This is a genomic window from Pectobacterium sp. A5351 (assembly GCF_028335745.1).
GTDB lineage: Bacteria > Pseudomonadota > Gammaproteobacteria > Enterobacterales > Enterobacteriaceae > Pectobacterium.
Genome location: NZ_CP116477.1, coordinates 4231835 through 4247177, shown reverse-complemented (window position 1 = coordinate 4247177; position 15343 = coordinate 4231835). Strand labels below are relative to the sequence as shown.

Genomic DNA, 15343 nt, shown 5'->3' with positions numbered 1-15343 from the left:
TATGTTTTTTTAAGGTTATGTCTCATGAAAGCATTACATTTTGGCGCGGGTAATATTGGCCGTGGATTTATTGGGAAATTGTTGGCGGATGCCAACGTCGAACTGACATTCGCTGACGTCAATCAGCCGCTTCTGGATGCCTTGAACAGCCGTAAAAGCTATACGGTGCGGATTGTTGGCGATAACACACGCCTTGATACCGTGAGCAACGTGAGTGCCGTTCACAGCGGTAGTCAGGATGCTGTGGCGTTGATTGCCGTGGCCGATCTGGTGACAACCGCCGTGGGGCCGCAGATTCTGGAAAAAATCGCCGGAACTATCGCTCAGGGGCTGGTTAAGCGTCATCACGACGGCAATACCCGGCCGTTGAACATTATTGCCTGTGAAAATATGGTGCGCGGCACCAGCCAGTTAAAACAGCATGTGTTGAAACTGCTGCCCGAAGGCCATCAGGAATGGGTTGTCGAGCATGTGGGATTTGTCGATTCCGCCGTGGATCGCATCGTTCCTCCTTCCGAAGCCGGTAGTGATGATGTGCTGGCGGTGACGGTAGAAACCTTCAGTGAATGGATCGTCGATAAAACCCAGTTCTGCGGTGAGCCGCCAGCGATTCCCGGTATGGAATTGACCGACAACCTGATGGCGTTTGTCGAGCGTAAGCTCTTCACGCTGAACACGGGCCATGCGATTACGGCTTACCTCGGCCAGCAGGCGCGTCATCAAACGATTCGCGATGCGATTCTTGACCCGAAAGTCAGAGCCGTAGTCAAAGGCGCAATGGAAGAGAGCGGTGCGGTGCTCATCAAGCGCTACGGTTTTGATGCGGATAAGCACGCTGCCTATATCAATAAGATTCTTAGCCGCTTTGAAAACCCCCATCTGCATGATGATGTGGAGCGCGTTGGCCGTCAGCCGCTGCGTAAACTGAGCGCGGGCGACCGTCTGATCAAGCCGCTGCTGGGAACGCTGGAGTACCATTTGCCGCATGACAACCTGATTACTGGTATTGCCGCCGCGATGCATTATCGCAGCGAACAGGATCCGCAGGCGCAGGAGCTGGCCGAGTTGCTTCGCGCACAGGGGCCGCAGGCGGCGCTGGCACAGATTTCTGGTCTGGACGCTGACAGCGAGGTTGTCGCGCAAGCAGTGAATGTGTATAACGCCATGCAGTAATCGGCGCGTCTCGTCACCAGGCAGGTGTGGTCTTTTCGACACGGTGTAATTTATACGGGCGACGTCGGGGATGGGAGGTCGCCACACCTGCCGGTAAGCATGCTACCGAGATGGGGTATGCTGTGTGCGGGGTTAAAAGGTCGAGAAGTGACGATGGAAGAAACACAGGCGTTTGAAAACCGGGTTCTGGAAGCGCTGAACTCAGGGAAGACCGTGCGCGATTTTATGCTTTGTGCCGTTGAATTGCTGGCTGAAGCGGTCAGTATCCTGATGTTGCAGGTGTTCCGTAAAGACGACTATGCGGTGAAATATGCCGTTGAACCCTTGATGACGGGAACGGGCCCGCTGGGCGACCTGTCCGTGCGCCTGAAACTGATTTATGGTCTGGGGATGATCAGCCGTAAAGAGTACGAAGATGCAGAACTGTTAATGGCGCTGGGCGAAGAGCTGACGCATGACGATCGGCATTATCGTTTTACCGACGATGAAATTCTGGGGCCCATCGGCGAGCTGCATTGCGTTACGGCGCTGCCCGCAGAACCCGCTTTGCCGCCGGGGACCGACGCTGCCGATCCGCTTCTGGTGAACATGCAGCAGCAGCGTTATCAGCAGATGGTACGTTCCACGCTGGTGTTATCCCTGACCACTCTGATTGCGCAAATTAGCCTGAAAAAAGCGTTTTAACGCGATTCCACGCTATCACGTCACTGCGTCAATCCGAGGTTTCGTGTATGCTGTGCTCCGCATTATTCTCCCGTTATACAGGTTATCTTTTATGAAAGAGCAGGAAAAAGCAGAGATTAAACGCCTTAGCGACCAATTGGATAAGCTGACGCGTAAGCAGACCACGCTGCTGGCACAAGGTGATGCTGAGGCTATCGCCCTCAATATGGACGCGCGTGAGAAGCTAACGGCCGAAATTGAGCGCCTGCGTAACGTGAGAGAACAGAAACTCAGTAAAGAGGCGGAGAAACTGGTGAAGCTGCCTTTCAGCCGTGCGATTACGAAAAAAGAGCAGGCTGATATGGGGACGTTGAAGAAAAGCGTTCGCGGTTTGGTGGTGGTGCACCCGATGACCGCGCTGGGGCGCGAGATGGGCTTAACAGAGATGACGGGCTACGCGCCGAAACCGTTCTGAGGTTTGTTTCTCTGCGCAGACAGAAGCTGATGATGGACGCGTTAGCGTAATGGATTCGTTGATGAAGCCCCTGTTTAACAGGGGCTTTGTCGTTTCTGGTACGCAGCCGTTTTGGTATTAGCGCGGCGCGTACAGACGATGCGTTGGGTCGGCAAAGGCGATACCGGCCGGCGTGTCATCGTGCTGTGTGTTTGCCAGACGGAAGACGGAAACCGCTTGCTTCAGCAGTCTCGCCTGTTCTTCCAGCGAATCGGCGGCGGCAGAGGATTGTTCAACCAGCGCGGCGTTCTGCTGCGTGGTGCTGTCCATCTCAACAATCGCCTGGCTAACTTGACTAATTCCCCGGCTTTGCTCATCCGATGCCGTCGCAATTTCACCCATGATGTCGTGCACCTGCGTGATCGAGGTGACGATATCATTCATCGTTTTGCCTGCGTTGCCGACCAGCGTCGCACCGTGTGAGACCTGGTTAACGGATTCAGAGATCAGGCCTTCGATTTCCTTCGCGGCCTGAGAACTGCGCTGTGCCAGATTGCGGACTTCGCTGGCGACCACAGCAAAGCCACGGCCTTGTTCACCGGCGCGCGCGGCTTCCACTGCGGCGTTCAATGCCAGAATGTTGGTCTGGAAGGCGATGCTATTGATGACGGACGTGATTTCCGCGATACGTTTAGAGCTGTTTTCAATCGCGGTCATGGTTTGCACCACGTTATTCACCTGCTCGCCACCCTGTCTTGCGGTTTGGGAAGCGCTGATAGCCAGTTTGTTGGCGTGGTGCGCGTTATCCGCGTTTTGCTTAACTGTTGCAGTGAGCTGTTCCATGCTGGCGGCGGTTTCTTCAACGGCAGCAGCTTGTTGCTCGGTACGTGATGACAAATCGGTGTTGCCTGCGACGATCTCGCTGGAGGCGTTAGAAATCTGGCTGACGCCGACGCGAATGTCGTCGATCATATTGTGCAGGTTGTCGTTCATTTTCGACATTGCACTCATCAACTGACCCAGCTCATCCTTACGCGTCGTGTTGATGGACATGGTGAGATCGCCTGTCGCGATTTTTTCAGCCATGTTCAAGGTGTTGCCCAGGGGGGTGGTGATCTGGCGTGAAATAAACCAGGAAATCAGCAGGCCAAGCAATAGCGTTATCAGCGCCGCAATGCTCATTTGCAGCGTGGCATTGCGAATATCTGCCTGCGAAGCAGCCAACTGATCGCTAAGCAGGGATTTAACTACGTCGTTTAACTGTCCGGCGACAACCTGCATTTGCCCTGCTTGCGCCATCTCCTCCTGATAGGCTGGCATATAGGCCAGAACCTGCTCTTCATAGTTGTTCATGATTGTCAGAACGGGTGCCAGCGTTTCACGCTGTTCGGCAGACAGACTCTGATACAGGAAGGTCAATGACGTTTGTGCCGCATTGATGGCATCCGTCAGCTTTTCTTCGGATTCTTTATTGGTAGAAAGTAATAAACCACGAACGTGGTAGCGGACGGCAATCAGTTTTTGGTTCAGGTCGGAAAGTAATAATTGGAGAGTAGCGCTGTTGTTGTCTGTTTTTAATTGATCGTTGAGCTGTTGCAGTGGTTTTTCCGTGGTTGAAATATTCCAGCTCTTCCTGACGGCATCTTTTTTGCTTACGGCGTTAATGTAATTATTTTGTTTTTCCTTGTAGCTGGTAATCAAGGTGGGGATGCTGGCTATTTTCTTGGTATCGTTTTCCGGCCAGTGAAATTCTTTTGATTTTTCAACGAGTTTTATAATGTTGGCAATGTGTTCAACGTTCTTTTTTATATCATCAGGATTATAGGTAGTGCCGTATAATGCGCGGTAATACTTAGCCTGGTTAATTTCATCATTGATAGTGTTGCTTAAATTAACTTTATCAATACTGTCTTTCAGCGAGCTAATATGCATAATACCCGCGCCGGCAATCACCATGGTCATCAGCAGAATCAGGAAAAAGCCTAATCCTAATTTTTTACCGACTTTTAGATTGTCAAAATTCATAGCTATCACATCCCACCACTGTATCGTATTGAGTCAAATTCACTATCCCGATGCACACTTGATTAGCGGTGTTAGCATCTCGGATTACCGCTTGCCTGATCCCTGCAAAACAACATGATAAAACCCATAGCAGATATCGGCATTTTACTCTGAAACTTTACGCGCCGCCCGCTTTTCGGGCTTAAAGCTGCATGTTGTTTACACACTCAGAAGAATGCATAAACAAGATGATATCACTGCTATCTGAATGCGTATGTCGATGGTGGGGAAGAGGAACAGAAAAGACGAGACAATAAAAAACTGGAATAACAGTCTGTTATTCCAGTTTATATTCAAACGCAGAAGGAACCTGATGGTATCAGGCACCCAACGGTTTTATTTTTTTGCGGCAGCGAAACGGGCGGCAGCTTCGTCCCAGTTCACCACGTTCCAGAATGCTTTAGCATAATCTGGGCGACGGTTCTGGAATTTCAGGTAGTAGGCGTGTTCCCAAACGTCCAGGCCAATGATTGGGTAGCCAGAAGCGCCAGAAACGGCTTCACCCATCAGTGGGCTATCCTGATTTGCAGTAGAAACGACAGCCAGTTTGCCGTCGTCTTTCAGCACCAGCCAGGCCCAGCCAGAACCAAAGCGGGTTGCTGCTGCTTGCTCAAATTTCTCTTTAAACGCATCAACGCTACCGAAATCGCGTTCGATGGCGGCTTTCAGGTCGCCAGTCAGCGTCGTGCCTACTTTCAGGCCTTTCCAGAACAGGCTGTGGTTAGCGTGGCCGCCAGCGTTGTTACGCAGTGCTGCTTTTTTCTCAGCAGGAACTTTATCCAGTTGGGCGATCAGCTCTTCAGCAGACAATTTAGCCAGCTCAGGCAGAGATTCCAGCGCGGCGTTAGCATTATTGACGTAAGCCTGATGGTGTTTGGAATGGTGAATTTCCATCGTCTCTTTGTCGAAATGCGGTTCCAGTGCGTCATAAGCATAAGGCAGCGATGGCAGTGAATAACTCATGTTTAGCATCTCCATGGTAAAAAAAATGTTACGGCACTGTACGGTTAGTACCGCGTAAGCAATACATTCATTATAGTTAATTAAATGATATTGAAAATGATTATTCTCGTTCTGATGTCATGAACCATATTGCTTTACCTCATGATAACAAACGGTTATGTCATTATTGCACTATGTAGAAACAAATTAATCTATACCCGTCGCCTGCAAAACGCCGTGACGTGGGTGGCGTTTTTTACTCGCTCAGACGCTGTGGATGCGTGTAGATAGTCGCCTGCCCCGGCCGACAAAAACCGACCAGCGTCAGGTTGCAGCGCTCTGCGACCTCAACAGCCAGAGAGGTGGCCGCCGAGGCAGCAAACAGAATTTCCACGCCGCACATGGCAGACTTCTGGACCATTTCATAGCTGGCACGGCTGGAAACCAGCGCGGCGCCTTGCAGCCACCCTTGTTTCGCTCGGGTACCCAGCAGTTTATCCAGCGCGACATGTCGGCCGACATCTTCGCTTCCCCCAGATAGTGTACCGTCTGGTGCAACCCAGCCCGCGGCATGCGTGCAACCCGTCACCTGACCGATCTGCTGCACGTCTCGTAGTCGCGCCAGCGCGCTATCGAGCCTGCTGAGGGAAAATGTCTGCGTGAAGGGTAAAGGGGCGATAGGTTTGCCGATTTCCGCGAGCTGCTCTACGCCGCATACGCCGCAGCCTGTGCGGCCATCCATCGCTCGGCGTCGTTCTTTTAGCCCGGAAAAGCGTCGGCTGGAAAGCTCAATCTGCACTTCGATGCCGTTACAGGTGGCCTGTACATCCATCCCGTAGATATCCGCCGGTGATTGAATAATGCCTTCTGATAAGGAAAACCCGAGGGCGAACTGTTCCAGTTCTTTCGGCGAGGCCATCATGACGACATGTGATATACCGTTGTAGACCAGCGCAACGGGCACTTCTTCCGCCAACCAGTCAGACTGCGGTTGATGCAGCGAATCGGGATGATAGACCGAATGTTGCGTTGCGCCTTCAAGGGCGGCATCTGCGTGTAAATGAACCCCTTCCACCTGAAATACCTGCATGTTAATAACCCTGGAAATTAAAAGTATTATACCCGTCATACTTCAAGTTGCATGTGCGTTGGCTGGTCAAATTCGTTCCCGACGAATTTGTCCTTCCCTTGCCGCGTTACGATGCTCATTGTGAGCATCGCCCTGAAGGGCTGCGAATTTTTCTTGCAAGAAACTGTGCGTTAACTCGAAGAGTTGCCTTCTTCTCTGGCTGAATCCTGTCGCTAACCCCATACCCCGTATAGGCTTAATGTAACTGTTTGCCTCTTTTTTCACTGCGGCATGGCCGCTCACTCAGAACTGAAAAGGAGACTGAAATGGCGCATGATAATCTCGAAGGACGATCCGCATCTGGCGAATACGGTTCTCTCAATCTGAAAAAACGCTATGACAATTTTATCGGTGGAGCCTGGGTTCCCCCTGATGCGGGTCAGTATTTTGTCAATTTGACGCCAGTAACGGGCCAGCCGATGTGTGAAGTAGCCAGTTCGACAACGCGAGATGTTGATCACGCGCTGGATGCTGCTCACAAGGCAAAAGCGGAATGGGGTGGCCTGTCGGTGCAGGAACGCGCGTTGGTGCTTAACCGAATCGCTGACCGGATGGAGCAAAATCTTGAGCGGCTGGCGCAGGTGGAAACCTGGGATAACGGTAAACCGATACGTGAAACCAGTGGGGCGGATGTGCCGCTGGCGATTGACCATTTTCGCTATTTTGCGGCCTGTATCCGTGCGCAAGAAGGGGCGATCAGTGAAATTGACGGCGATACCGTGGCTTACCATTTTCATGAACCTCTCGGCGTTGTAGGGCAAATTATTCCCTGGAATTTCCCGCTGCTGATGGCCTGTTGGAAAATGGCGCCAGCGCTGGCTGCCGGTAACTGTATTGTGTTGAAACCCGCCAAACTGACGCCGATGTCGGTGCTGATTTTGATGGAGTTGATTCAGGATCTGCTGCCCGCGGGGGTCATTAATGTCGTCAACGGGTCGGGAAGTGAAATTGGTGAATACCTGGCGACGTCGAAACGCGTTGCGAAAGTCGCCTTCACCGGCTCGACCGAGGTGGGGCAGCAGATCATGAGCTATGCGGCGCAGAACGTGACGCCAGTCACGCTGGAGCTAGGCGGCAAATCGCCGAACATTTTCTTTGCCGATGTGATGGATAAAGAAGACAGCTTTTTTGACAAAGTGCTCGAAGGCTTCACCCTGTTTGCTTTCAATCAGGGAGAGGTCTGCACCTGTCCGAGTCGTGCGCTGGTACAGGAATCTATCTACGATCGTTTTATGGAACGGGCAATCAAGCGCGTTGAGGCTATCCGCATCGGCAACCCGCTGGACAGCAAAACCATGATGGGCGCACAGGTGTCAGCAGGCCAGCTTGATACCATCCTTAACTATATTGATATCGGTAAGAAAGAGGGGGCACGGGTGCTCACGGGCGGCCAGCGTAAGGTGATGCCGGGCGGGCTGGCGGAAGGCTACTATCTGGAGCCGACGATATTGTTCGGTAAAAACAGTATGCGCGTCTTTCAGGAAGAAATTTTCGGGCCGGTGCTGGCGGTTACGACGTTCAAAACGATGGATGATGCGCTGGAGATTGCCAACGATACGGAATACGGGCTGGGGGCTGGCGTGTGGAGCCGTAACGGTAACATCGCTTACCGGATGGGGCGCGGTATTCAGGCTGGGCGCGTCTGGACCAACTGCTATCACGCCTATCCGGCGCACGCGGCGTTCGGCGGTTACAAGCAGTCCGGTATCGGGCGTGAAAATCATAAAATGATGCTGGAACACTACCAGCAAACCAAGTGCCTGTTGGTGAGTTATTCTGATAAGCCGATGGGACTGTTCTGATTCACTCACGCCATGCCCTGCCTGCCTTTTCTGGCGAGTACGCATGGCGTAACCCAATGTTTTCCCGTGTTAATCTGTCATTATCACTCAGATTTGCCCGATTGTTGAGTACAGGCTTTTGATTGTGGATTGTTGATCGTTGATTGTACCAGCGCTCAACAACGGCTACGCTGTTTTGAATAGCGCTTTGCTTTCAAGAGGTTGTGCATGACGGATAAGATCGGCTGGATTGATAACCTGCGGGCGCTGGCCTGCATGATGGTCGTTCTGATTCATAGCACAACCTACTATATTACGGCGGGTGGCACGCCAGGCGACGGGCACTGGGATGTGGCGAATATCCTGAACTCCGCTTCGCGCGTCTGTGTTCCGCTGTTTTTCATGATCTCGGGTTACTTATTCTTTGGCGAGCGCAGCGCGGGGAAAAAACATTTCCTGCGTATCGGTTTATGCCTGCTTTTTTATAGTACGGTCGCGCTGATTTATATTGCGACGCTCACGCCGATTAATGGCCTGAATTCATTGCACCATGCGCTGCAAAAACCGGTCTTTTATCACTTATGGTTTTTCTACGCCATTATCGTGATTTATCTGCTTTCCCCACTTATTACCATCAAGCCGGTATCGGGAAAATATTTAGCCGTCTTGATTATCTTGCTGGCCGTTGTCGCCAACCCCAATACGGGGCGGGTGGAGTTTGAAGGCTTTAAATTACTGCCCGTGAATCTCTATATTTACGGCGATACGTTTTACTACGTGCTGTATGCCGCGCTGGGGCGTGCGTTGGGAATGTTGGACGTACCAAAGAAAATCGCGCTAGCCGCTATCCCATGTTTTATTGCCTGTGTCGCGCTGGTCGCGATGGGGACGAAGCACCACACATTATTGAACGATACGTTTACCCAGACATTTTATATCTACTGTGGCCCGCTGGTGTTTCTAGCGGCGGTCAGCCTTCTGGTGGTGTTTAAGCATTACGGTAGCCAGCGGATTTTACCGGGATTTGCCATCATTTCGCGCCATTCACTGGCGATTTACGGCTTCCACGCGTTGATCATTCACTATCTGCGTACGCATGACGTAGTGCTGCCATCCCACCCGGTTCTCGACATCTTGTATGTTTTCGCCATCGCGCTAGGAGCCAGCCTGCTGCTCTCGATGGCGCTACAGAAAATCGATGTGCGGCGCTGGGTGAGTTGACCGTTTGTCAGCCGCACCAGACGAATCTTTTTACATCAACGGTTTAAGCTGCTGGTAGAGTGCCTTAAATGTACGCCTCCGCTCGGCATAGTCGGCGTGACGCTGGGGATCCGGTTGATGAACCTGCTCCAGCGGCAGCGGCGGCAGAAGGTCTGCCAGTGACGTATGCGGATGCATGGCGATTTGTGCCAGACGAGCAGCACCGAGCGCAGGGCCGACATCCCCTCCCGTGCGGTACGCCAGCGTTTGACCGCTGATATTCGCCAGCATTTGCCGCCAGTAGGCGCTGCGTGCGCCACCGCCAATCAGTGTGATGCTATCGGGTTTTAGCCCGGTCATATGCAGTGCGTCCATGCCATCGGCAAGCGCAAATCCCACGCCTTCCAGTACCGCTTTTGCCAGTTCTGGTCGGTCGTGCTGATGGGTGAGTCCCCAGAATGCGCCTTTGGCATCGGGATTATTGTGCGGTGTGCGTTCGCCGGAGAGATAGGGTAAGAACCACACTGGCGTGATTGTGTCATCGGCTGGCGTCGAGGCGGTTTCCTGCAACAGCGCGGGTACGCTCTCTGCGTGCGTCAGACGGGCGACCCAGTCGAGGCAGGAGGCGGCGCTTAGCATTACGGACATCAGGTGCCAGGTATTCGGCAGCGCGTGGCAGAAGCTGTGGACGGCATGCTGCGGGTTGCTGAGAAAGCCGTCGCTGACGGCGAAGTAAACGCCGGATGTGCCGAGAGACAGCATCGCCTGACCCGTTTGATACAGCCCGACACCAATCGCACCTGCTGCGTTATCCCCGCCGCCAGCAATCACGGGGACGGGATCCATACCCCAGCGGCTGGCAATATCAGGCCGCAGATAACCAGTAATCTGGCTGCCTTCATATAGCGTAGGCATATGTTTGCGGCTCAGCGAACAGGCTTCCAGCAGGGTGTCGCTCCAGTCTCGTTTGGCGACATCCAGCCAGAGTGTGCCGGCTGCATCGGACATATCGCTGGCAAATTCTCCCGTCAGACGCCAGCGCAGATAATCTTTTGGCAGCAGGACTTTGTCGATTTGGCGAAAGATCTCGCTGTCGTTTTCCTGTACCCATTTCAGCTTGGGCGCGGTAAAGCCCGGCATCATCAGGTTGCCGGTAATCTGGCGCGATGTGGGTACCTGTTGCTCCAGCGTGCGGCATTGGGCCGCGCTGCGTCCGTCATTCCAGAGGATCGCGGGTCGCAGCACGTTCTGGCGGGCATCCAGCAAGGTCGCCCCGTGCATTTGCCCGGTCAGCCCCAGCGCTTTCACGGCGCGAAGGCTGTGCGTTGCCGCCAATGCCTGTAGCGCCTGATCGGTCGCCTGCCACCAGTCTTCCGGCGCTTGCTCTGACCAGAGCGGGTGCGGGCGAGAAATGCTCAGCACGGCGCTATGGCTGGCAATCACTTCGCCCGCTTCATCTAGCAGGATGGCTTTCACACCGGACGTACCCAGATCAATACCGATATACATAGTGGCTCCTGATAAGCCTCTGCGACAGGGTTTAGTCTGTCGCAGTAGGTGTGTGACCGTACCGTTTTAGCCAAAGAGGTGGCGGTTAACCAGATTTTCCAGCAATTCCTGCTGACCACTCTGGTGCTGTGGTGCCAGTTGGTGGCTTTCCGCATAGTGGGCGAGTGATTCCAGCGAGGCGTTACCTTGCAGGATTTGCTGACCCAGTTCTCCGTTCCAGCCTGCATAGCGTTTAGCAACCAGCTGATTGAGTTTATCATCTTCAATCATTCTGGCGGCGGCCTTGAGCGCCAGTGCCAGCGTATCCATCGCACCGATATGCGCATGGAAAAGATCATAGCGATCGGTGCTCTGGCGACGAACCTTGGCATCAAAGTTCATGCCTCCCGTCGTGAAGCCACCCGCTTTGAGAATTTCATACATGATCAGCGTGTTCTCTTCCACGCTGTTAGGGAACTGATCGGTGTCCCAACCGAGCTGTGGATCGCCGCGGTTTGCATCGACCGATCCGAAAACGCCCAGCGCGACAGCAGTGGCGATCTCATGGTGGAATGAATGGCCTGCCAGCGTCGCGTGGTTGGCTTCCACGTTGACTTTAATCTCTTTTTCGAGCCCAAACTGCTTCAGGAAGCCGTAGACGGTGGCGACATCATAGTCGTATTGGTGCTTGGTCGGTTCCTGCGGCTTCGGCTCAATGAGCAATGTGCCCTGAAAGCCGATTTTGTGTTTATGTTCGACGACCATCTGCATGAAGCGGCCGATTTGCTCACGCTCCTGACGCAGGTCGGTATTGAGCAGGGTTTCATAGCCTTCGCGCCCGCCCCACAGCACATAGTTTTCGCCCCCCAGTTTTTTGGTCGCGTTCATGGCCGTGAACACCTGCGTGGCCGCCCAGGCAAAGACATCCGGGTCAGGGTTGGTGGCCGCGCCTGCGCCATAGCGAGGATGGGTAAAGCAATTGGCGGTGCCCCACAGCAGCTTCACGCCGCTATCCTGCTGCTTTTCCGCCAGCACATCGGTGATAACCGCAAAGTTATGCAGATACTCTTTCAGTGAGTTCCCTTCCGGTGCGACATCGACGTCATGGAAACAGTAGTAAGGCACGCTCAGCTTTTGAAAGAATTCGAATGCGATGTCTGCCTTGCGCTTCGCCAGTTCCAGCGCGTCGCCTGACTGTTGCCACGGCCGTGCAAAGGATCCGACGCCGAACATATCCGCGCCGTTCCAGCAGAACGTGTGCCAATACGCGACAGCAAAACGCAAATGATCCGCCATACGCTTGCCGAGTATTTCCTGGTCGGGATTATAGTGACGAAAGGCGAAGGGATTGTTGCTTTGGCTACCTTCATAGCGGACTTTGTCGATCTGTTCAAAATAGGCTTGCATCGTTAACTCCTTAGAAACCACCCAGACGGAAGCGACGGGAATGGGATTAATTTTCGGAGCGGATGCATTTTTCCTCAATTACGTTATTTCACACTGAAATTCAGAGAATTATTAAATGTGCGCTGCGTCGCAAAAATAACGGTATTTAATCTGAATACGCTTCGCAATGTGTAACAACATAAAAATGTGATTCGACAATAAAATATGACCCGTATCAAAAAAAAGAAATTAAACCAAAAAACATAATTGGAGGATAAAAATCTGTAATTGATAGGGGGATACTTAGCGACAATACTCATCTGGCTATTGCTATTGGAGTTTTAGGCCCTGCATCTTAAATAAAAAAGGTACGCTATGATGAAAGTTAACCATTTTTTACTCTCAGCCTGTGCCGTATTCGCTTTAGTTTGTCAGCCCGGATTCGCGAAGGACGTTAAAATAGGCATGGCGATTGATGACTTGCGTCTTGAACGCTGGCAGAAAGATCGCGATCTTTTTGTTGAGCAAGCCAAAAAGCAGGGTGCTGATGTTTTTGTTCAATCGGCAAACGGCAATGAGGCCACGCAGATTTCTCAAATAGAAAACATGATCAATCGCGGTGTCGATGTCTTGGTTATTATTCCTTATAACGGTCAGGTACTTGGCAATGTTATTGCGGAAGCAAAGCGAGAGGGAATAAAAGTGCTTGCTTATGACCGCATGATTAATAATGCCGATGTGGATTTTTATATTTCATTTGATAATGAAAAGGTTGGAGAACTACAGGCGAAATATCTCGTCGATAAGGTGCCCGGTGGCAACTATTTCTTAATGGGCGGCTCCCCCGTTGATAATAACGCGAAGCTGTTTCGTCAGGGGCAAATGAAAGTGCTCACGCCGCTGATCGAAAGCGGGAAAATAAACGTGGTCGGCGATCAGTGGGTTGATGCCTGGTTACCAGAGAATGCGCTGAAAATTATGGAAAATGCGCTAACGGCGAACAGCAATAAGATCGATGCTGTTGTCGCATCGAACGATGCGACGGCGGGCGGGGCGATTCAGGCGCTTGCCGCACAGGGTCTGGCAGGGAAGGTTGCGATTTCCGGTCAGGATGCCGACCTGGCGGCAATCAAACGCATTGTGGCAGGGACGCAAACCATGACGGTCTATAAACCGATCAGCAAGCTGGCGAAAGATGCCGCAGATATCGCCGTGGCGTTAGGTTCAGGTAAAACGCCGGAATCTAACGCTAAATTAAACAATGGATTGAAAGACATTCCTTCCTTCTTACTGACGCCGATTCCCGTCGATAAATCCAATATCGATTCCACCGTCATTGCCGATGGCTTCCACAAAAAAGCGGATGTGTATTAACGCACTTCACCACCAACATAATCCAGGATGTAGGAAAGAAGTCTACGGGCCATGACATAACGTTGTGGCTCGCCACTGTCGCAGGCGAGGTCTGAGACACCTGAATTACGGAGGCTGCGATGCCACATCTGTTGGAAATGAAAAACATCACCAAGGCGTTTGGCGCGGTGAAAGCCGTCGATAACGTTAGCCTGACGCTGGAGGCCGGCCAGGTCTTGTCGCTGTGCGGCGAGAATGGTTCTGGCAAATCCACCTTAATGAAGGTGCTGTGTGGCATTTACCCTCATGGCAGCTATGACGGGCAGATCGTGTTCTCGGGTGACGAGCTACGCGCCAACCATATTCGCGATACGGAGCAAAAAGGCATTGCGATTATTCATCAGGAGCTGGCGCTGGTGAAAGAGATGACGGTGCTGGAGAACCTCTTTTTGGGTAACGAATGGTCGCGTTTTGGCGTGATGGATTACGACAATATGTACCTTCGCTGCCAGCGCATGCTGGAGCAGGTCAAGCTGGTTGTCGATCCGAATACCAAAGTGGGTGAACTTGGATTAGGTCAGCAGCAACTGGTGGAAATCGCCAAAGCACTGAACAAGCAGGTGCGTCTGCTGGTGCTGGATGAGCCAACGGCCTCATTGACCGAGCGGGAAACCGCTATCCTGCTGGAGATCATCCAGGATCTACGCGATCACGGTATCGCCTGCATCTATATCTCGCACAAGCTCAATGAAGTTAAAGCCATTTCTGATGTGATTTGCGTGATTCGCGATGGGAAACCTATTGGTACGCGTCCGGCGGCTGAGCTGAGTGAAGATCAGATTATTGCCATGATGGTGGGACGAGAGCTGACGGAGCTTTATCCCAATGAACCGCATGTCATTGGCGAAGAAGTGCTGCGTGTAGAACACCTTACCGCCTGGCACCCGGTCAATCGCCATATTCGCCGGGTGGATGATGTCTCGTTTGCACTGCACCGAGGCGAGATTCTCGGCATTGCCGGGCTGGTGGGGTCAGGGCGTACGGAAACGGTGCAATGCTTGTTTGGTGCCTATCACGGCCGCTGGCAGGGCGACATCTTTATTGACGGCGAGCAGGTGACCATCAGCAACTGCCAGCAGGCGATGGTGCGGGGCATTGCGATGGTGCCGGAGGATCGTAAGAAGGATGGCATCGTCCCGGTGATGAGCGTGGCGCAGAACATGACGTTGGCGGCACTCGACCAATTCACAGGGCCGTTTTCCATGCTGGATGATGCCCGTGAGCAGGACATCATCCGGCAATCGCTAGTGAACCTGAAGGTGAAAACCTCCAGCCCGGAACTGGCGATTGCCCGGCTAAGCGGCGGCAACCAGCAAAAGGCGGTGCTGGCGAAATGCCTGCTGTTGAACCCCCGTATTCTGATTCTCGATGAACCCACGCGCGGCATCGATATCGGTGCCAAATATGAAATCTACAAGCTCATTAATGCGCTGGTAAAACAGCACATTGCCGTCATTGTCATTTCTTCTGAATTGCCCGAAGTGCTGGGGTTGAGCGATCGGGTGTTGGTGATGCATCAGGGGCGGATCAAAGCGGATTTGATCAATTGTGATTTAACCCAGGAACAGGTTATGGAAGCCGCATTGAGGAGTGAACATCGTGCTGAAAACATCGCAGTCTGAACAACAACATATCGCGGGCTCTGTCTCG

General features: G+C 52.6%; 12 protein-coding genes. 7 read left to right on the top strand and 5 right to left on the bottom strand.

Features of this window, described 5'->3' with window-relative positions; genetic code table 11:
• Window positions 1-24 precede the first annotated feature (24 nt).
• The 3 genes from O1Q74_RS19570 (at window position 25) to O1Q74_RS19560 (ending at window position 2311) form a co-directional block, all read left to right on the top strand.
• Window positions 25-1173, top strand: a complete 1149-nt coding sequence (locus tag O1Q74_RS19570) for a mannitol-1-phosphate 5-dehydrogenase (RefSeq protein ID WP_271875140.1) — start codon at window positions 25-27, stop codon at window positions 1171-1173.
• Between the two features lie 117 nt (window positions 1174-1290).
• Complete coding sequence (locus tag O1Q74_RS19565) at window positions 1291-1857, top strand: MltR family transcriptional regulator (protein WP_271879006.1); 567 nt, start codon at window positions 1291-1293, stop codon at window positions 1855-1857.
• Window positions 1858-1948: 91 nt separating this feature from the next.
• Window positions 1949-2311: a YibL family ribosome-associated protein gene (locus O1Q74_RS19560; RefSeq protein ID WP_271875139.1), complete on the top strand. Its 363-nt coding sequence runs from the start codon at window positions 1949-1951 to the stop codon at window positions 2309-2311.
• Window positions 2312-2428: 117 nt separating this feature from the next.
• Here O1Q74_RS19560 and O1Q74_RS19555 read toward each other — a convergent pair whose 3' ends face one another.
• The 3 genes from O1Q74_RS19555 to fdhD all read right to left on the bottom strand — a co-directional run bounded on the left by O1Q74_RS19555 (window position 2429) and on the right by fdhD (window position 6386).
• Window positions 2429-4315: a methyl-accepting chemotaxis protein gene (locus O1Q74_RS19555; protein WP_271875138.1), complete on the bottom strand. Its 1887-nt coding sequence runs from the start codon at window positions 4313-4315 to the stop codon at window positions 2429-2431.
• Window positions 4316-4690: 375 nt separating this feature from the next.
• A complete protein-coding gene (gene sodA / locus O1Q74_RS19550) occupies window positions 4691-5317 on the bottom strand; it encodes a superoxide dismutase [Mn] (RefSeq protein WP_271875137.1) in 627 nt (208 codons plus the stop codon).
• Window positions 5318-5552: 235 nt separating this feature from the next.
• Window positions 5553-6386 carry a formate dehydrogenase accessory sulfurtransferase FdhD gene (fdhD, locus tag O1Q74_RS19545; RefSeq protein WP_271875136.1) on the bottom strand — a complete coding sequence of 278 codons (834 nt, stop codon included), beginning with the start codon at window positions 6384-6386 and terminating at the stop codon, window positions 5553-5555.
• 305 nt (window positions 6387-6691) lie between these two features.
• Between fdhD and exaC the strand changes: the two genes are divergently transcribed.
• Both exaC and O1Q74_RS19535 read left to right on the top strand, forming a co-directional pair.
• A complete protein-coding gene (exaC, locus tag O1Q74_RS19540; protein WP_271875135.1) occupies window positions 6692-8227 on the top strand; it encodes an acetaldehyde dehydrogenase ExaC in 1536 nt (511 codons plus the stop codon).
• Between the two features lie 207 nt (window positions 8228-8434).
• Window positions 8435-9427, top strand: a complete 993-nt coding sequence (locus O1Q74_RS19535; RefSeq protein WP_271875134.1) for an acyltransferase — start codon at window positions 8435-8437, stop codon at window positions 9425-9427.
• Between the two features lie 30 nt (window positions 9428-9457).
• Here the strand turns inward: O1Q74_RS19535 and xylB are convergent, their stop codons facing one another.
• Together xylB and xylA are read right to left on the bottom strand one after the other, a co-directional pair.
• The gene (xylB, locus tag O1Q74_RS19530; protein WP_271875133.1) at window positions 9458-10915 is read right to left on the bottom strand and encodes a xylulokinase; all 1458 of its coding nucleotides are present in this window, start codon (window positions 10913-10915) and stop codon (window positions 9458-9460) included.
• Between the two features lie 66 nt (window positions 10916-10981).
• On the bottom strand, window positions 10982-12301 hold the full coding sequence (gene xylA / locus O1Q74_RS19525) for a xylose isomerase (RefSeq protein WP_271875132.1): 1320 nt from the start codon (window positions 12299-12301) through the stop codon (window positions 10982-10984).
• Between the two features lie 357 nt (window positions 12302-12658).
• On the opposite strand from xylA, the gene xylF reads away from it, so the two are divergent.
• Together xylF and O1Q74_RS19515 are read left to right on the top strand one after the other, a co-directional pair.
• Complete coding sequence (xylF, locus tag O1Q74_RS19520) at window positions 12659-13654, top strand: D-xylose ABC transporter substrate-binding protein (RefSeq protein WP_271879004.1); 996 nt, start codon at window positions 12659-12661, stop codon at window positions 13652-13654.
• A 119-nt stretch (window positions 13655-13773) separates the two neighbouring features.
• The gene (locus O1Q74_RS19515; protein ID WP_271875131.1) at window positions 13774-15315 is read left to right on the top strand and encodes a xylose ABC transporter ATP-binding protein; all 1542 of its coding nucleotides are present in this window, start codon (window positions 13774-13776) and stop codon (window positions 15313-15315) included.
• Window positions 15316-15343: the final 28 nt, after the last annotated feature.